Genomic DNA, 17059 nt, shown 5'->3' on the forward strand with positions numbered 1-17059 from the left:
CGCGGGCGTTCCGACGGTTTCGGTGCCCGTGCGGCGTGGGAACGCCTCCGCTTTGCTTTCGAGAGTTCGTCGTAAGTACGCGGTCAGGGGGAATTCCCCCAATGACGACAGGTCCTCCGACCGGGGGTGTGCCGGGGTGTGCCGTAGTTCTCAGCCGGTTTTTCATGAGACGGATTCCAGAGAACGACCCGAGAACCCCGTCACACCCCGTCACGCTCGACGTTCTATCGCCCCATGCTGGCGTACCAGCACTCCAGTTCCATAATTCCAGAACGCATTTACCGGGATAGTGCGCCGCGTCATTGGAACCGAATCCCGACAGTCAGGCGTTGCGGACCTTTCGGATCGGCCGCGTTGCGTGCGATGTGGGGTCGGGACAGCTGAGACTGCCCGAGTCTCTTTCGTTCTCGCCGTATGGCGTGTTTCTCGGCCAGGTCGTGGTCCAGGAGCTTCTCCGTGAACGTCTGGTCCGACCAGCTGGTGTGGCCTCCAGCGGATAGCCATCGGGTGAACTCGTCGTAGAGTTCCCGCGACAGGACACACGCGTTCGGGTCGAATTCGAGGTGCTCTTCCGCGAACAGTGCCAGCAGATCGACTTGCCCTCGCCACGCTTTCGTATCAGCTATGACTCTCGCCGAGGGCGCGGGGATTCGCTGATGGTCGCCGCCCGCGTAGCACCGCATCGCCCCTTCTACGAGCCAGGAGAGGCACGCTTCCCGCTGTTCCTTCCCGTCCTCGATGCTGCGGCGCAGACCGTCCACGCCTACACGGTCGGTCTCGCGCTCGAGTGCATCGTGGGTTGCGCGGTAGCGCCAGGGGAACACCACGAGGGCGAGTCGTCGCCAGGTGCCGTGGTCGGTCTCGTAGATCCTCGGTTTGTGGTTCGTAGAGATTACTAGGGTGTGTGTCGCGTCCCAGGTGACGTTGTCCCGTCCGATCCCGCGTGCGGTGATCTGCGAGGTGCCGAGGATGGCCTTAAGTCGCCGGACGGAGAACGTACCCTCCGGGAGTTCCTCCAAGATTGCGAAGCGCAACCCGCGCAGGGTCATAAGCTCCGTCGGGTGATCAGACGGCCGCGAGATCAGGAGCTTGTCCGGGACGATCTGCGCGTACGAGCCGAGGGCGTAGCGGCATCCGAGGATGGTCGATTTTCCGTTCTGTCCACCACCCTGCAGGAGCGGCATCACGTCGTCCGAGGGTGCCTCGCCGGTGATGGCCTGCCCTAGCTTTGCTTGCAACCAGTCCGCAGTCTCGGCGTCGGGCAAAGCATGCAGTGCGGAGTCCCAATCCTTGTGGCGCTTCCCTGGGACGTAGTCGCACGCGGTGATCTTGGTGAACAATAGGTTCGGGTCGTGGGGGAGTAGCTCGCCCGTGCGCAGATCGACCACCCCGTTCTTGCAGTTGAGCAGGTGGGCGTGTTCCCGCGAGTCGAAGTGCTCGGCGTCTTCCTTGACCAATCCACGCAACAGGCTTTTGACCGCTCGAATCTTGTGGGCCGCAAGCAGTGTCGCGAGGCGTTTCCTCCGGTCGCCGTCGGCCGTTGGCGCTTCCTCCGCGAACATGTCCGTGAAGTGCCGCTGAACCTCCTTCGTCACCCGGTCGTCGTGTACTGGTTTCCAGACCTTCCCGGAGTACCGCATCCATCCGATACCGGGAGCGTGCCGGAATTGGTCACGCATCCGGCCAGCGAGGTAAGCAGAGAGCGGCGAGTCGTCCAGCAACAGCCGCCCGTTTGAGTCCGCGAGGGACTGGGGGAATTCGCCGTTGACGAGTTCTAGAAGCGTGTCGGACAGTTTCACGAGGTTTCCTGTTCTTCGATGTACTGGCGAGCCGCGTCAACCTCCGTGGGAGACAACCCAATTGATATTGCTGTGTTACATAGGCGTTCGATCAGGTCCGCAGAGCCGCCATAGACGCGGTACGCCTCGCCGATGGCGTACATCAGGAACCCCCTTCGTTCGCCCTCGGCTTTGACGCCGAGCAGTCGGACGAGTCGGAGCCCAGGTGTTCCCACGGGAGCTCCTCCTGATCTCGTGACCACGCGAGGGCGCGGCTTCGGCTCTGGGCGTTGAATGTGCTCGAGCCACTCAATGGGAAGTTCGGTAATGGGGAAGTCTCGCCACACGCGGTAGATGCGGCCGGATTTGTGGACGGACCCTGGAGCCAGGACGAACCCCTTCTCGGTCTTGAGGTCTACGCCCGGAATCGCGGCCAGCAGAGGACGCTCCGAGGAGAACGTGTAGTAGTAATGGCTTCCGCGATTGGTGCGGACGACACGTGTCGGAGGCAACGACAGGCCGCGCTCGATCATCCACGGGGCGAGGAGAGCAGCGGAGTCGATATCCACAACGAGCATTCCCCCGGCCGGACGAATACCAATGTTCCCGTTCGCGTGAATGCGGGTCCACTCCTCGACCTGTGCCCGGTCGGTAGTCGCGTCGCGGTGTCCGTGCGACCCCGCGTAGGGGACCTTCCCTCGCGGGACGAGCGGAAAGACGGACCAGCCGTCAGCGGCCAGCGCGGGCGCGTGGTCAGCGAACGGGCCAGCAGGGGGCGCTATGGGGCGGGGCGTTGATTTGGCTTGTCGTGCTGCGGATTTCACTATTACTCCTCATTTGTTCTGAGGAGCGCGTGTTACGCTGGGGTTGTCGTGTTCAGCGTGTACGTGTGCGCTCCGTTCGCCCCGGTTGCCTGCCAGCAATTGGGGCGGACTGCTGTCGGGGTCACTGCTCTTTCGGGACGCGTTGGCCGATAGGTAGGGGGAGGATTCCGACCCTCCGGCGTTGACGCGCTTCGTAGTTGCGAGCCTTTTTGCGGAGTCGTTCGCGGTCTTTTGCCTCCGGGTCGGCAGCGATTCGTTCTGCCCGCTTTCGCCAGTTCTCGCGAGCCTTGGCGCGGACCCATTCCTGATGCTCGGGAGTTCCGGGTTTCGGTCGCTGTACCGGGGCCTCTGCGGCCTCGTCGTGTCTAGGGTCTTGGTTGCTCATAGGAAACGAAAGCATGAGATATTTCTGACGTAGAAGTAGTAATGCTTTGGTCGAGGCCAGTCGGAATCGAGGGAGGTCAAGAGGGAGAAAAACCCTCGGCGACAACAGATTCCGGAGACGGGTCCTCGTGGCCGCTCGTTGGTCTTCCGGGCAAACGAGCGCGCCCAGCGGGTACCCGAATGGAGGCGGGGTCCGCTGGGCGCGTCGGGGATTACTGGTGTCAGGGGTCACGCGATCAGAAGACGAGCGCGCCCCAGATCAGCAGGTAGACGAGGAACGCCCACCCGGTCGCCTTCAGCTCGAATCGCTCCTGGGCGGTCATTCGGTGGCCTCCGTAGTGGTCGGCCGATTCCACACTGAGGCGTTGGCGCTCTGCCGCGTCTGTTCAGCGTCTACGAGCTGCTTGGTGAGCAGTTGTACCTTGGCTTGCTGCACTGCAGGAACAACCCTGCGCACCTCGCGGTCGAGCCAGTCGCGTGCCTGGTCGATGGTGTCTTGGACGCTTTAGCTGTCCAAGGTTTCCGCGTCGAACTGCTGGGACACTGCCGGGACCAGCTCGAGAACTTCGGCACCGTAGGTCGAGCTGATGCGGAGCAGTATTCCGTCGGGCGACTGGCTGTTTCGTACGTGGAGCGAGACTCGAACACCTTTGAAATAGACCAACTCGGAAGCGGTTCCGGAGGAGTAACGTTCGTCGATGAGTCGCAGCAGCGCGCCGAGAGCTTCCATCTGCTTAGCGGTGACGCTCGTCTGGTGGCCTCCACTGCTCGGTGTCGTACCGTCTGCCGAACGACGATGCTCGCCGACCGGCCGGGTCGTGTCCCGGCGTTCGGTCCTCTGGCTGGCCGGAATTTTCATGCCGTGGCCTCGGCTTCCTGGTGGCGAGCCATCTCGCGAACAGCGGTCTGCAGGTCGTCAATCAGGGAATGGACGTCGACCACATCAGGGATGACAACACTCGGGCCAGATTGACGGCCAATCGAGACTGTCCCATGTCGCGGCGTGAACTTGGCGCGAACGGGGGCGTCGACGGAGGCAAAGGAATTGCTCATTTGAGGGGCTCCGAGCTGCTCGCGTTCTGCTACTGCGTCCGGGTCGATGCTCTGGGGCTCGACCGTGCCAGGGCCGAAGCGCTCGAGAAACCAATCCCGTGTTTCGTCAGGCCCGCACATGGAGAAGTAATCGCTGCCCTTGCTAGGTTCGACGGTGACGAAGGCGCATTCGGAGTGCATAAACGTGATAATCAGGCGCTTTCCCCGGAAGTCCACGTCTTCAACGAGGAAATCCTTGTCGCTGAAATCTTCGTCCTGCGCGATGTCTGCCCAGATTTCCTCGGCCCACGCGACGATGTCCGCGACGGTCTCAAATGCAGTTATCCCCCGGACATGAGTCACATTGAACACTTCAGATATCCACGCCGAGATCTTGCAGGGCGTTTCATATATCTCAGAGGCGCAAACGAACTCGAAGTCTTTGGGGTGTGCCATCCCATCAACGACCGCCTGCAGGTCGTCAATCAGTGATTGCAGGTCGCTCACCGGTGGGTATTCCAGTTGGGTCTCGTCGGAGGGGCTTGGTTGCGTGTTGTCGGGGGTGCTTGATTCAATTGGCATGCGTTTGATTTCCCTTTCGGTCCGAGCTGCGCGCTCGGGCTGATGGTTGGATTCGCCCCCGGTGTTGGCGCACTGGGGGCGTTTTCGTATTCAGGCGCTGTATTGTGCTGTGCCCTCGAAGGTTTGGGCGTCGACCCAGGAATTAACGTCCGACCAGCGGTACGCGACACGTTGGCCGATCTTGACGAACTTCGGGCCGCGCCCCTGATGGCGGAGAGCCGCGAGCCTCTGGCGCGAACAACCTAAGTACGTGGCCACGTCGTCACTGCTGGCCAACGGAGCCGGTGTCGCGAGTTGAATGGAAGAGCCCATCAGATTTCCTTTCGTGCATTGCCGCTAGGAGGGCGTCGAAATCTTGACGCCTTGGTGTCAGGCAAGCAAATCATGAAAATGGGGTAATCCGCAAGATTCCAACGACTACGTCGTGTTCTAGGCGTATACGTCGCAATCCGTTACGCTGCTCCGTATGGACATTCAAGAACTCATCGGAACCAACATCCGGCGTCTACGCCAAGAGATGGGACGGACGCTCGACCACCTCGCGACAGAAGCGCGGAAACATGGCCTGCGCTGGTCCGATAGCAGGGCCTCGGCGGCCGAACGCGGCGAAGTGTCTCTATCGTTCGACCAGCTGTACCGGCTCGCGCAGACGCTCTCGGTCCTGGCTGGACGCGACGTTCGCTTGACCGATCTCCTGCAGGGCGCAGGTCATGTCAAAGCAGCAGGGGGCACTATCGAGGTCGCGGAGCTGGCCGCGTTCGGCGCAGGCTCGCCCGTCGCTGCCATAACGCCCCCTGCTCCCGAGGATGAGGCGTTGTCTCTACTCCTGTCCGCCAAGGGGCCAAAAGGGAAACTGCCGGAAGGTGCGCTTGAGGACTCCGTGCTCTTGGACGTTCTGCGGTCGTCGTCCCTCACCGAGCAACGGTGTGCCCGCGACCTCGGGGTCTCGAGGCTGGCTCTCGCGCAGGCGTCCAAAAAGCTTTGGGGGCGGTCGCTGTCGGCCGAACGAGACCGGTTGGCCGGGGACGCTTCACCGCAACGACGAGGCGGGGTTGCGGCGCAGTTGAAGCAGCAGCTCCGAGCAGAGTTGGGGCTCTGATGGCGACTATCGAGTCGTACGAGACCAAGGCAGGCACGCGCTACCTCGTCCGCTACCGAACACCGGACCACAGGCAGACTAAGAAGCGGGGTTTTACGACGAAGAGGGACGCGAACGCGTTCGCTGTGACCACGGAAACGGCCAAGCTCACAGGGGATTGGATCGACCCTTCGGCTGGTCGGGTGACGGTCGGAGATGTGTACGACCAGTGGCGCGCGTCCTCCGGGCATTTGAAGGCGTCTACTGCGGCAACTCGAGAGGTCACCTGGCGAGTCCATACCGGGCCGAAGTGGTCCGGAGTAACAGTGGGGAAGGTCCAGACGTCAACCGTCCGCGCCTGGGTGGCGCAGATGGTGACGGATGGTGCCGGTACGGCGACTATCGAGAACGCTCTCGGGTTGCTGCGAATGGTGCTGGAGACTGCGGCCGAAGACCGACGCATACCACGCAACCCGTGTGCAGGCGTGAAAGTCCCGAGGCGCGAACACCGGCAACGCGGGTACCTCACTCACATTCAGGTCCAGGAGTTGGCCGACGAAACGGGCGAACCAGACGTAGTCCAATTCCTCGCGTATACCGGGCTTCGCTGGTCGGAGATGGCAGCTCTGCGCGTCTCGGACTTCGAGATGCTCCGTCGGCGGGTTCACGTCACGCGGGCGGTGGTCGAGGTGAAAGGCGCGCTGGTCTGGGGCTCGCCGAAGACGCACGAACGCCGCTCGGTGCCGTTCCCTAAGTTCCTGGTCCCACTCCTAGCGGCGCGGATGGTCGGGAAGGGTCGTAACGAGCTGGTGTTTACGTCTACGGAGGGGGCGGTGTTGCGGGTTTCGACTTGGCGACCGCGAGTGTTTAAACCCGCAGTTGTGCGGTTGCAAGAGCGGGCCACTGAACAGCGCAACCAGGAGGAGCTTGAATTCGATCACGCGACGACGCCCGAGTTTCCGACTGTGACCCCGCACGACATGCGGCACACTGCGGCGTCCTTGGCGATCTCGGCGGGCGCGAACGTCAAGAGCGTTCAGACCATGCTCGGACACGCCTCGGCGGCAATGACGCTCGATACGTATTCGGATCTGTTCCCGGACGACCTCGAGGCGGTGTCCGACGCGCTCGACCTCGCGAGGACTCGGGCGCAGTGTGCCCAGAATGTGCCCACGGACGCAAAAGAGGCCCTTTCCGAATGAACGGAAAGGGCCTCTGACCTGCTGTTCTTCACTGTCGGGGTGGCGGGATTTGAACCCACGACCTCTTCGTCCCGAACGAAGCGCGCTACCAAGCTGCGCCACACCCCGTGTCGAACCTCGGTTAGCTTACATTACCGAGTCGACTGACATTAAATCCGCAGGTCAGTTGCGTAGAACCGACGCTGGAGACTCTGCGGAACTGTGTGCGGAGACGTGCTCCGGTTCGCGCCTGGTGGCCGGAACCAGAGTCAACAGAGTTGCCTCGGGGCGGCAGCAGAAGCGCGCCGGCGCCCACGGCGAAGTGCCGATGCCCGCGGAGACGTGCAGCTGGGTGTGCGCGCCCCACTTCGACGGCCCCTTGACCCGGGATCGATCGATCTGGCAGTTGGTGACCAACGCGCCGTAGAACGGAAGGCACAGCTGACCACCGTGCGTGTGGCCGGCGAGCACAAGGTCGTAACCGTCGTCGGCGAACCGATCAAGAACTCGAGGTTCGGGCGAGTGCGTCAGACCGAGCTTGAGCTGGGCGACGGGATTGGGTGTTCCGGCGACGGTGTCGTAGCGATCACGCTTCAGGTGCGGATCGTCGACGCCGGCGGCTGCGATGCGAATACCGGCCACTTCGAGCTCGCGGCGCACGTGGGTCATGTCCAGCCATCCACGTTCGGTGAACGCGGCCCGCAGATCGCCCCAGGGGAGGGGATCCCCGGTGATGCGCTTGTCCTTGTTGAAGATGTAGCTCAGTGGGTTCTTCGGTTTCGGAGCGAAGTAGTCGTTGCTGCCGAAGACGAACAGACCCGGCCGAGCCAACAGATCACCGAGCGCCTGGACCACTGCCGGGACGCTGCGCTGATGCGACAAGTTGTCGCCGGTGTTGACCACGAGGTCGGGGTCGAGGCCTTCGAGCTCACGCAACCAATTCTGTTTCAACCGTTGGTTCGGCATCATGTGCAGGTCGCTGAGATGGAGGACCCGCAGCGACGACGAACCGGGCGCCAGGACTGGCATCGTCACCTCACGCAGTGCAAATGCATTGCGTTCGATGCCGGATGCGTACCCGATCCCTAGTGCAGCGGCGCCCGCGGCACCAAGTGCGGTGCGGGTCAGATTGGTGCGGAACTGGGAAGACACCTCTCAAGGATACGGGTGTGGCGTTCTTCTGCGTCGCTCTCGCCGCCTTTTACAGCTATTCCACAGAGAATTGTGTCCGGGCGGAGGTAACTATCGGCACGCTCGAAACGCCGAGCGCGTAACGTTTCCACCATGTCCGACACGACACCATCGCTCAAAGCCACCCTCCGAACCGACATGGTTGCATCCATGAAGGCGAAGGATCCGCTACGTACAGCCACCCTTCGGATGCTCATGGCAGCCATCCAGACCGAAGAGGTGGCCGGTAAGGAAGCACGAGTCCTCACCGACGAAGAAATCATCAAAGTCCTTGCAAAGGAATCGAAGAAGCGCGGCGAATCGGCCGAGATCTACACCGAGAACGGCCGCGGTGAGCTTGCCGCGAAAGAGCGCGCCGAAGCTCAGATCATCGACGAGTACCTGCCGACGCCGTTGACCGACGCCGAGCTTGTCGACGTCGTCGACACCGCCCTCGCTCAGGTGTCCGAGGAGCTCGGTGAGCGTCCGGGGATGCGTCAGATGGGCCAGGTCATCAAGGCCGCCAGCGCGCTGGCCAAGGGCAAGGCCGATGGCGCCCGTATCTCTGCAGCAGTGAAGTCCCGCCTGTAGAAGCGCGCCACCAGAATCGAAAACGGCCGCGATCTCCGAGTCACTCGGAGATCGCGGCCGTTCTTGTTTTCAGAGCCGTCAGTTTTCAGGGCCGTCAGTTCGGCGGGGTCCCCGCGGGCGGTGCGGGTTCACCTCCGGGCGGAGTCGCATCCGGGGGAGTCGCGCCCGGTGCCGGAGCTGCTGGAGCTGCCGGGGATGCGGGTGCTGCCGGAGCCCTCACGGAACCGTCACTGATGTAGATCGTGACGGTCGAACCCGGGATCGCGGACCCGGACGGCGAAACTCCGGTGACCGTTCCCGCGCGTGCTCCGGACGCCGTGGTCACGGAATTGACCGTGAAGCCGGACGCCTGCAACCTCGACGTCGCCGCCGACTGGCTCAGGCCGACAACCTCGGGAACCTGGCCGTTCTGCGATCCCCGTGCGTACTTCTCGTCGATCGGAGGCAGTGAGGTGGGCCCGAAGTTGTTGGCGACCGGGTTCATTGCCGCGAACCAGGATCTCGCCGGTTCGGTACCGCCGTACAGGTTGCCGCTGTAGCAGGGGCGCAGCGGGCTAGAGCAGATCTCTCCCGGCGTCGGGGAGTCGCCGAAGATGTAGACGGCAGCAGCGAGGTTGTTGGTGAAGCCGAGGAACGCCGAGGACTTGTGGGTCTCGGTGGTACCCGTCTTGCCCGACATCGGCAGGCTCCATCCGGCGCTGCTTGCAGCTCCGGCAGACGTACCGGCGCCGACGTCGTCACGGCTCATGGCGTTGGCGAGTGTGTCTGCCAAGCCGGGCTCGACAACCTGCTCACAGCCCTGCTCGGTGACGGCCACAGGCTTGCCGTAGCGGTCGAAGACCGAATCGATGGGACTCGGCGGGCACCACTTGCCGTGCGAGGCGAGAGTGGCCGCGACGTTGGAGAGTTCGAGTGGGTTGATCCAGGTGGGGCCCAGGGTGAACGAACCGAGGTTCTGTTCCTTCTGGAAGTCGGCCATGCTGCGCTCGTCGAAGCCCGAGGTGTTGGGATCAGCGTACGAGCGCATGCCGAGACGGACGGCCATGTCGACGGTCGGCGTGACGCCGGTTGCCTCGATGAGCTTGACGAAAGCGGTGTTGGGGGACTGTGCCAGCGCGTCGGTCACGGACAGTGTCGGCGGGTAGTTGCCGGCGTTCTCCACGCAGTAAGTCGACACCGGGCAACCGGCCGCACCACCGCTACCCATGCCCTTGGCTTCGAATCGCTTGGGCACGTCGAGCGTCGCGTTGATACCGAGGCCCTTCTCCATCGCCGCAGCCGTCGTGAAGATCTTGAAGACGGAACCCGCACCGTCACCCGCAAGGGAGTACGGCTGTGCCTGGACGGTTTCGTCGGCGTCGGCGTTGAGTCCGTACGTGCGACTGCTGGCCATCGCGATGACCTTGTGTGAATCCTGGCCCGGCCTGATCACGTTCATCACGTTCGCGATGCCGTCGAGGTTGGCGCTCGCGTTCGCGTTCAGTCCGGCCTTGGTGGACGCCTGGACCTGCGGATCGAGAGTGGTCTTGATGAGGTAACCACCCTCGTTGATCTGGTCGCGCGTGATTCCGGCGTCCGAGAGGTACTTCAGTGCGTAGTCACAGAAGAATCCGCGATCGCCTGCAGCGATGCAGCCGCGGGGCAAGTTGTTGGGGGTTTCCAGGACGCCGAGGGGCTCTTCCTTGGCGGCGCGGAACTCGTCGGCACGATCCGGAATGTTCGTGATCATGGTGTCGAGCACGGTGTTACGACGCTCGGTCACGCCCTCGACGTTCGTGTACGGGTTCAGTGCGGAGCTGGACTGAACCATGCCGGCAAGCATCGCCGACTGGGGAACGGTCAGATCTGCGGCATCGACGCCGAAGTAGGTCTGAGCCGCGTCCTGGATGCCGAAGGATCCGTTGCCGAACGGTACGAGGTTGAGGTACCGGGTGAGGATCTCGTCTTTCGTGAGTTCCTTGTCCAGCGTCAGGGCCATCCGGATCTCGCGGATCTTTCGGGCCGGGGTGGTCTCGATGGCAGCGCGGCGCTCGGCATCCGTCTTGGCCACGACCAACAGTTGGTAGTTCTTCACATACTGCTGATCGAGTGTCGACGCGCCCTGCTGCACTTCACCGGTCGTCGTGTTGGTGAGGAAGGCACGCAGCGTTCCCTGCCAGTCGACGCCCTTGTGGTCGGGGAACCGGCGGTCCTCGATGGAGACGATCGCCAACTTCATGTTGTTGGAGATCTTCTCGCTCGGGACTTCGAAGCGTCGTTGGTCGTAGAGCCAGGCAATGGGATTGCCTGCCGCATCGACCATGGTGGACACCGCGGGGACCGTGCCTTCGACCAGTTCGGCCGAGACGTTGTCGACGGTATCGGCGGCGCGGTTGGACGCGAATCCGAATCCACCCGCCACTGGGAACATCACCCCTGCGACCAGGACACCCGCCAATGCGGAGCTTCCGGCGAGCTTCGCCACTGTTTTTGCAATCGACACGATCTACAGAGTACGTGTGCCCACCCATTGGAACCGGTTTCAGTGTTTCGGGGGTGTTCAAAACCTTCTGAACACGCGCTTTGTACTGCCGTACCAAAAAATGCTCCCGAGCGTCTTGCGTTAGGGCCGTTCTTTACCTAAATTGTGATCAGTGTGATCGACGTAACACTCGATCACGAATGTGTCTCAGCTTTCACCGTGCTACCGCGGGGACGGCTGAGATGGTGCGCTGCTCGCCCTATGGCGACGGTCAGACTTTGTAGAGGGGACCCAGAATGTACACAGCCACCCCGAGTAGCCGTTTGGACATCGAGCAGGCCGAGGCACGAATTGCCTGGGTAACTAAGGCACGATGCCGCGAGGTCGACCCCGACCAACTTTTTGTTCGTGGCGCCGCGCAGCGCAAGGCGGCCACCATCTGCCGTCACTGCCCGGTCCTCATGCAGTGCGGAGCAGATGCTCTCGACAATCGTGTCGAGTTCGGTGTGTGGGGCGGAATGACCGAGCGTCAGCGCCGTGCACTGCTCAAGCAGCACCCCGACGTCGACTCCTGGTCCGAGTTCTTCGAAGACCAGCGCCAGCATCACTCAGCAGTCTGATCCAGGCCGATCGGGGGGATCAGCCCTTACGAGTGAGCTGATCTCCCACCGCGCGCAGCGCCTCGAGGTCCGAGACCTCGAACGGTAGCGACGGAACACCGATCAGCGGCACCCTCGGGTGAGCTGCGGTGAATCGACTCAGCAAGGCGATCTCCCGCTTCGCGATCACTGCCCGATGGGCATGGATGCGGAGAACGGCTGCGGTGAGGGCTTCGGCCTCGGTCGCACTTTCCTTCGCTTCCAGTTTGTCGGCGGCGGTCACCGCATGATCGGCAGGCAGAGCCGTCAATGTCGGGTGCGTGCGGTTGAGAACCAGACCGGCCAACGGCATCGAGTCGCCCGCAAGGCGATCGACGAAGAACGCCGCCTCGCGAAGAGCGTCGGGTTCGGCCGCTGCGATCACCAGGAAATGAGTCCCCGGCTGACGTAGCAACTCGTAGGTCTTCGTTGCGCGTTCACGGAAACCGCCGAACATCGAGTCGAGCGACTGCACGAATGCCGATGCATCCGAAAGCATTTGGCTTCCCACGATGGTCGAGACACCCTTCAGTGCCAATCCCATCGCGCCGGCGACGAGCCTGGTCAGGCCACGGCCGGGTGCAGAGAGCAGCCGGATCATCCGTCCGTCGAGGAATGTGCCGAGCCTCTGCGGGGCGTCGAGGAAGTCGAGCGCATTGCGCGACGGCGGGGTATCGACGATCACCAGATCCCACGCGTCGTTCGACGCCAGCTGCCCCAACTTCTCCATCGCCATGTACTCCTGCGTTCCGGAGAACGATGTGGCAACGGTTTGGTAGAAGGGATTCGCCAGGATCTGCTCGGCCTTCTCAGGGCTCGAATGCTCGATGACCATCTCGTCGAATGTCCGACGCATGTTCAGCATCATCGCGTGCAGTTCGCCCGTGGCCTCGGGACCCAGCTTCACCGGCTGCGGAGTGTTGTCGAGTTCGGCCACACCCAAGGCCTGTGCGAGGCGGCGGGCCGGATCGATGGTGAGGACGACTACGCGTCGGCCCTCTTCGGCCGCACGCAACGCCAGCGACGCGGCCGTCGTGGTCTTGCCGACGCCACCTGCGCCGCAACACACCACGATCCGAGCCGTCGGGTCCTTGATGATCGCCGAAATATCGAGGGCAGGAGCTGCGCGTCGGCCGGTCCTGGAACTGCCGACCGTCACGTTCTCGGTGGTCTCGGTCATCACACGCCCTGTTCCGTGAGGTATTCGGCAAGCTCGTACAGCCCACCGAGATCGACGCCGTCGGCGAGTGCGGGAAGTTGCACCCGAGCCCCGTCGATCTCGCGGAGCTTCTCGGCGCTCGATTCTTGAGCTTCGAGCACCGACGCGTGCTCGATCGTCTCGGTGAGCAGGCCTGCGAAGTCGTCGTCGGACAGATCGATGCCGACGTCCGAGAGTGTCGACCGGATCGAAGCCGCGTCGATATCGCCGGCAGCGGCACCGGAGAGTTCGTCTTCGGGCAAGAACCTCGGGCTGGCGCGGTTGACGATGATGGCACCGAGGTTGAGGTCGTCGCGCGCCAGTTCTGCGGCGGCGTCGGCAGTTTCCTGAACGGGCAGCGCTTCGAGAAGTGCAACCAGATGTACGACGGTCTCCGGCGAGTGCAGCAGCCGAACGACGCCTTCACTCTGGGAGTGCACCGGGCCGCCCTTGGCGAGATCGGCCATCGCCTTGGTGACGTCGAGGAAGCTGCCGATTCGTCCGGTCGGGGGAGCGTCGACGACAACGGCGTCGTACACGCGCTTGCCGGTTCGATCGGTGCGGATGACGCACTCCTTGATCTTGCCGGTGAGCAGAACGTCGCGAAGGCCGGGAGCGATGGTGGTGGCGAATTCGATGGCGCCGAACTTGCGCATCGCCCGGCCGGCGAAGCCGAGGTTGTAGAACATTTCGAGGTATTCGAGGAACGCGGTCTCGATGTCGACGGCCAGAGCCATCACTTCACCGCCACCTTCGGCGGCCGCGACCTTGGTCTCCTGCGGTGGAAGCGGCGGTACGTCGAAGAGCTGCGCGATTCCCTGGCGGCCCTCGACCTCCACGAGGAGAACGCGCTTGCCGCCCTCGGCCAACGCGAGCGCCAACGCGGCGGCAACCGTGGACTTACCGGTTCCGCCTTTACCCGACACAAAGTGCAGGCGAGCCTTCGTCGCAGACTCGGGCCAGGTCCTGCTCAGCTCATCTTGGGATGCAACCACACCGCGAGCCTATAAGTCTGGGGCCGAAGATGTACGCGGGATAGGCTCACCGCATGAGCGAAATAACTTCCTGGGAATACACCGTGACTCCGTTGCTGGTCCACAATCCGAAGGCAATTCTCGACAACTGGGGTGTCGACGGCTGGGAACTCGTGGCAGTCCTGCCGAGCGCGTCGGGCGAGCAGCACGTCGCGTACATGAAGCGTCCGAAGGGCTGAATCACATGGCAGAGGCAACACAGACCTGGTCGGAGCGTCTCGCCGAACTGGGCATCGCACTTCCCGCCGTCGCGGCACCCGTTGCTGCGTACGTTCCCGCGGTTCGCAGCGGCAACCACGTGTACACGTCGGGTCAGCTCCCGTTCGTCGACGGAAAACTGGCGCTGACCGGCAAGCTCGGTGCGGGCGTGTCGGATGAGGACGCCAAGGCCGCGGCGCGTACCTGCGCGCTCAACGCTCTTGCTGCCATCGACGCCCTGGTCGGCATCGACAACGTCGTTCGTGTTGTCAAGGTTGTCGGCTTCGTGGCATCCGCCGAAGGATTCACCGGTCAGCCCGGCGTGATCAACGGCGCTTCCGAATTCCTCGGTGAGGTGCTCGGCGACGCCGGTATCCACGCTCGTTCGGCAGTGGGCGTGGCAGAGCTTCCCCTCGGCTCTCCGGTCGAGGTGGAACTGATCGTCGAAGTTCGCTGATGTCGACGGTCCATCCCGCCTACGCGCAGCTTCGCCGCGTCACCGACATCGCTTCGGTCTTGCTCGAAAACAATCCGGGCATGATGACGCTGGACGGTACGAACACCTGGATTCTGCATGCTCCCGGCAGCGTCGAGTGTGTTGTCGTCGATCCGGGCGACAACGACGAGGAACACCTGCAACGTGTCGCTGGTATCGGTCCGGTTGCGCTGACCTTGATCACGCACCGGCACTACGACCACACCGGCGGGGTGGACCGTTTCCATGAATTGACCTCGGCTCCGGTGCGTTCCGTAGACCCCGCTTTTCTGCGCGGGGGTGCTTCGGCGCTTGTCGACGGTGAAGTGATCGAGGTGGCGGGTCTGAAGCTGCGGATCCTCGCGACTCCGGGACACACCGCTGACTCGGTGTCGATAGTCATCGAGAACGATGCGAGCGTGCTGACGGGCGACACCATTCTCGGCCGCGGCACAGCAGTTCTGGACGACTCCGACGGCGATCTGGGGGATTACCTCACATCACTGCGGTCGTTGGCCGCACTCGGCGAAGGACTGACGGTTCTTCCCGGGCACGGTCCGGACCTGCCCGATCTGCAGGCGATTTCGCAGCAGTACCTTGCTCACCGCGAGGAGCGTCTAGCCCAGGTGCGGGACGCTCTGACGACGTTGGGGGAGTCGGCATCGGTGCGCGATGTTGTCGAGCACGTCTACTCCGACGTCGACCCGAAGCTGTGGCCGGTGGCGGAGAAATCCGTCAACGTGCAGTTGGCGTATCTGCGCCGCTGAGGCGCTCGGCGCCGACATTCTGCGCCGCTGAGGCGCTCGGCGCCGACATTCTGCGCCGCTGAGGCGCTCGGCGCCGACATGAAGAGTTGAGTTGTGTAGCCGAACTGCCGCCATCTATGCCGATCGAGGTATAGCTGGCGGCAGTTTTTGCATTTGTTTGATATGGGTCACGGGCCAATAGTTAGTCCATGACCTCACAATGCGACGGATGGATCCGCAATTACGTGGACGGCTCCTATGTCGAACCCGACGAGTCGTCGAGCTTCGATCAGGTCGACCCAGCAACGGGCCGTGTTCTCGCCCGGGTCCACGAGGCCGACAAGGCCCTGGTCGATCGGGCCGTGACCTCTGCCAGACGTGCTCTGGACAACGGTTGGGCCGATACGCCGGTCCGCGAGCGGACGGCTCTGCTGCGACGCGCCGCCGACCGGATCGAGGAGCGATTCGAAGAGTTCGTCGCCGCAGAAATGGCGGACACCGGCAAGCCGATCACACAGGCACGCGAACTCGACGTCGCGCGCGCCCTGACGAACTTCCGCACTTTCGCCGACATCGTCGCCGCGGCCGGACAGGAATCGTTTGTCACGGATCTCGCGGGTGGCAAGCAGGCGTTGAACTACGCGATCCGCAAGCCGCTCGGCGTGGTCGCTGTCATCGTTCCCTGGAACCTGCCGTTGCTTCTCCTGACCTGGAAGGTTGCGCCCGCGCTCGCGTGCGGGAACTCCGTGGTGGTCAAGCCCTCCGAGGAAACCCCAGCGACGGCGTCGTTGCTTGCCGAGGTACTCGAAGAAGTCGGCCTGCCTGCCGGTGTCTACAACGTCGTCCACGGGTTCGGTGCGAACTCCGCCGGCGAGTTCCTCACCACGCACCCCGGCATCGACGGTGTCACCTTCACCGGATCTTCGGCAACCGGTTCCCATGTCATGAAAACCGTTGCGCCGCGAGTCCGTCCGGTCTCGTTCGAACTCGGTGGCAAGAACGCCGCGATCGTCTTCGACGACGTCGACATCGACGAAGCGTTGACGGGTCTGACCAAGTCGGTGTTCACCAACACCGGCCAGGTCTGCCTGTGCACCGAGCGGGTGTACGTGCACCGCAGCATTTTCGACGACATCGCCGGTGGACTTGTCGAGCGGGCAGCAGGATTGCGTCTGGGCGACCCGACGCTCGATGCAACGACGACCGGACCGCTCATTTCGCAGGCGCACCGGAAGAAGGTTCTCGACTACTTCGAGATCGCCGAGCAGGAAGGCGCGAAAGTGCTGACCGGCGGCGGTATTCCGGACCTCGGACAGGAACTGTCGGGCGGATCGTGGATCGAACCCACCCTGTGGACTGGCTTGACCAACAAGGATCGCGTCGTGCGCGAGGAGATCTTCGGACCCGTTGCAGCACTCATTCCGTTCGAGACCGAAGCCGAAGCGATCGCCCTGGCAAACGACACCGAGTACGGCCTCGCTGCCTCCGTGTGGACCAACGACCTGCGCCGCGGACACCGCGTCGCGCAGAAGATGAACGTCGGAATCTCCTGGGTCAACACGTGGTTCACCCGCGAACTGCGATCTCCCTTCGGCGGTATGGGCCTGTCCGGCATCGGACGTGAGGGTGGCGAGTCCTCGCTGCACTTCTACACCGAACCGACGAATGTATGTGTGCAACTGTGAACAT

The 17059-nt window shown here is 63.1% G+C and carries 18 protein-coding genes and 1 tRNA gene; 8 read left to right on the top strand and 11 right to left on the bottom strand.

Translation table 11 applies throughout. The annotated features are described in order from the left end of the window. Positions 1–299: 299 nt before the first annotated feature. The 6 genes from H7C86_RS27360 to H7C86_RS27385 form a co-directional block, all read right to left on the bottom strand. The gene (locus tag H7C86_RS27360; RefSeq protein ID WP_182262604.1) at positions 300–1799 is read right to left on the bottom strand and encodes a phage/plasmid primase, P4 family; all 1500 of its coding nucleotides are present in this window, start codon (positions 1797–1799) and stop codon (positions 300–302) included. Further along, a complete protein-coding gene (locus tag H7C86_RS27365; protein WP_182262605.1) occupies positions 1796–2602 on the bottom strand; it encodes a bifunctional DNA primase/polymerase in 807 nt (268 codons plus the stop codon). The genes H7C86_RS27360 and H7C86_RS27365 overlap by 4 nt, the downstream gene beginning before the upstream one ends. 121 nt (positions 2603–2723) lie before the next feature. Further along, entirely contained in the window at positions 2724–2987 is a 264-nt protein-coding gene (locus tag H7C86_RS27370; protein WP_182262606.1) for a hypothetical protein, read from the bottom strand. 504 nt (positions 2988–3491) lie between these two features. Then, positions 3492–3845: a hypothetical protein gene (locus H7C86_RS27375; protein WP_182262512.1), complete on the bottom strand. Its 354-nt coding sequence runs from the start codon at positions 3843–3845 to the stop codon at positions 3492–3494. Next, a complete protein-coding gene (locus tag H7C86_RS27380; RefSeq protein WP_182262607.1) occupies positions 3842–4600 on the bottom strand; it encodes a hypothetical protein in 759 nt (252 codons plus the stop codon). Before H7C86_RS27380 ends, H7C86_RS27375 begins: the two co-directional genes overlap by 4 nt. A gap of 90 nt (positions 4601–4690) precedes the next feature. Continuing rightward, on the bottom strand, positions 4691–4912 hold the full coding sequence (locus H7C86_RS27385) for an AlpA family transcriptional regulator (RefSeq protein ID WP_182262608.1): 222 nt from the start codon (positions 4910–4912) through the stop codon (positions 4691–4693). Between the two features lie 154 nt (positions 4913–5066). On the opposite strand from H7C86_RS27385, the gene H7C86_RS27390 reads away from it, so the two are divergent. Both H7C86_RS27390 and H7C86_RS27395 read left to right on the top strand, forming a co-directional pair. Further along, positions 5067–5699 carry a helix-turn-helix domain-containing protein gene (locus H7C86_RS27390; RefSeq protein WP_182262609.1) on the top strand — a complete coding sequence of 211 codons (633 nt, stop codon included), beginning with the start codon at positions 5067–5069 and terminating at the stop codon, positions 5697–5699. A gap of 125 nt (positions 5700–5824) precedes the next feature. Then, positions 5825–6880: a site-specific integrase gene (locus H7C86_RS27395; RefSeq protein ID WP_259349309.1), complete on the top strand. Its 1056-nt coding sequence runs from the start codon at positions 5825–5827 to the stop codon at positions 6878–6880. A gap of 34 nt (positions 6881–6914) precedes the next feature. Here H7C86_RS27395 and H7C86_RS27400 read toward each other — a convergent pair. Then, positions 6915–6988, bottom strand: a tRNA-Pro gene (locus H7C86_RS27400). A 54-nt stretch (positions 6989–7042) separates the two neighbouring features. Then, positions 7043–8011 (bottom strand): metallophosphoesterase, encoded by a 969-nt coding sequence (locus H7C86_RS27405; RefSeq protein WP_003943461.1) that lies wholly within the window; start codon positions 8009–8011, stop codon positions 7043–7045. A 132-nt stretch (positions 8012–8143) separates the two neighbouring features. On the opposite strand from H7C86_RS27405, the gene H7C86_RS27410 reads away from it, so the two are divergent. Further along, on the top strand, positions 8144–8620 hold the full coding sequence (locus H7C86_RS27410; RefSeq protein WP_003943491.1) for a GatB/YqeY domain-containing protein: 477 nt from the start codon (positions 8144–8146) through the stop codon (positions 8618–8620). A gap of 94 nt (positions 8621–8714) precedes the next feature. On the opposite strand, the gene H7C86_RS27415 is transcribed toward H7C86_RS27410, so the two are convergent. Further along, positions 8715–11084: a transglycosylase domain-containing protein gene (locus tag H7C86_RS27415; protein WP_003943525.1), complete on the bottom strand. Its 2370-nt coding sequence runs from the start codon at positions 11082–11084 to the stop codon at positions 8715–8717. Between the two features lie 293 nt (positions 11085–11377). On the opposite strand from H7C86_RS27415, the gene H7C86_RS27420 reads away from it, so the two are divergent. Beyond that, positions 11378–11701 carry a WhiB family transcriptional regulator gene (locus H7C86_RS27420; RefSeq protein WP_019746605.1) on the top strand — a complete coding sequence of 108 codons (324 nt, stop codon included), beginning with the start codon at positions 11378–11380 and terminating at the stop codon, positions 11699–11701. 19 nt (positions 11702–11720) lie between these two features. Here the strand turns inward: H7C86_RS27420 and H7C86_RS27425 are convergent, their stop codons facing one another. Then, positions 11721–12899, bottom strand: coding sequence for an ArsA family ATPase (locus tag H7C86_RS27425; RefSeq protein WP_029254327.1), 1179 nt, complete (start codon positions 12897–12899; stop codon positions 11721–11723). Further along, positions 12899–13912: an ArsA-related P-loop ATPase gene (locus H7C86_RS27430; RefSeq protein ID WP_021334234.1), complete on the bottom strand. Its 1014-nt coding sequence runs from the start codon at positions 13910–13912 to the stop codon at positions 12899–12901. Before H7C86_RS27430 ends, H7C86_RS27425 begins: the two co-directional genes overlap by 1 nt. Positions 13913–13965: 53 nt before the next feature. Between H7C86_RS27430 and H7C86_RS27435 the strand changes: the two genes are divergently transcribed. From H7C86_RS27435 to H7C86_RS27450, 4 genes are all read left to right on the top strand, one after another. Further along, positions 13966–14130 (top strand): hypothetical protein, encoded by a 165-nt coding sequence (locus H7C86_RS27435; RefSeq protein ID WP_003943454.1) that lies wholly within the window; start codon positions 13966–13968, stop codon positions 14128–14130. Positions 14131–14135: 5 nt separating this feature from the next. After that, entirely contained in the window at positions 14136–14606 is a 471-nt protein-coding gene (locus H7C86_RS27440; RefSeq protein WP_003943508.1) for a RidA family protein, read from the top strand. Next, positions 14606–15391 carry an MBL fold metallo-hydrolase gene (locus H7C86_RS27445; RefSeq protein ID WP_070385868.1) on the top strand — a complete coding sequence of 262 codons (786 nt, stop codon included), beginning with the start codon at positions 14606–14608 and terminating at the stop codon, positions 15389–15391. Before H7C86_RS27440 ends, H7C86_RS27445 begins: the two co-directional genes overlap by 1 nt. Positions 15392–15579: 188 nt before the next feature. Beyond that, the gene (locus tag H7C86_RS27450) at positions 15580–17055 is read left to right on the top strand and encodes a 2-hydroxymuconic semialdehyde dehydrogenase (protein WP_020905966.1); all 1476 of its coding nucleotides are present in this window, start codon (positions 15580–15582) and stop codon (positions 17053–17055) included. Positions 17056–17059 lie beyond the last annotated feature (4 nt).

The organism is Rhodococcus sp. UFZ-B548, assembly GCF_903819475.1.
Lineage (GTDB): Bacteria > Actinomycetota > Actinomycetes > Mycobacteriales > Mycobacteriaceae > Rhodococcus_F > Rhodococcus_F erythropolis.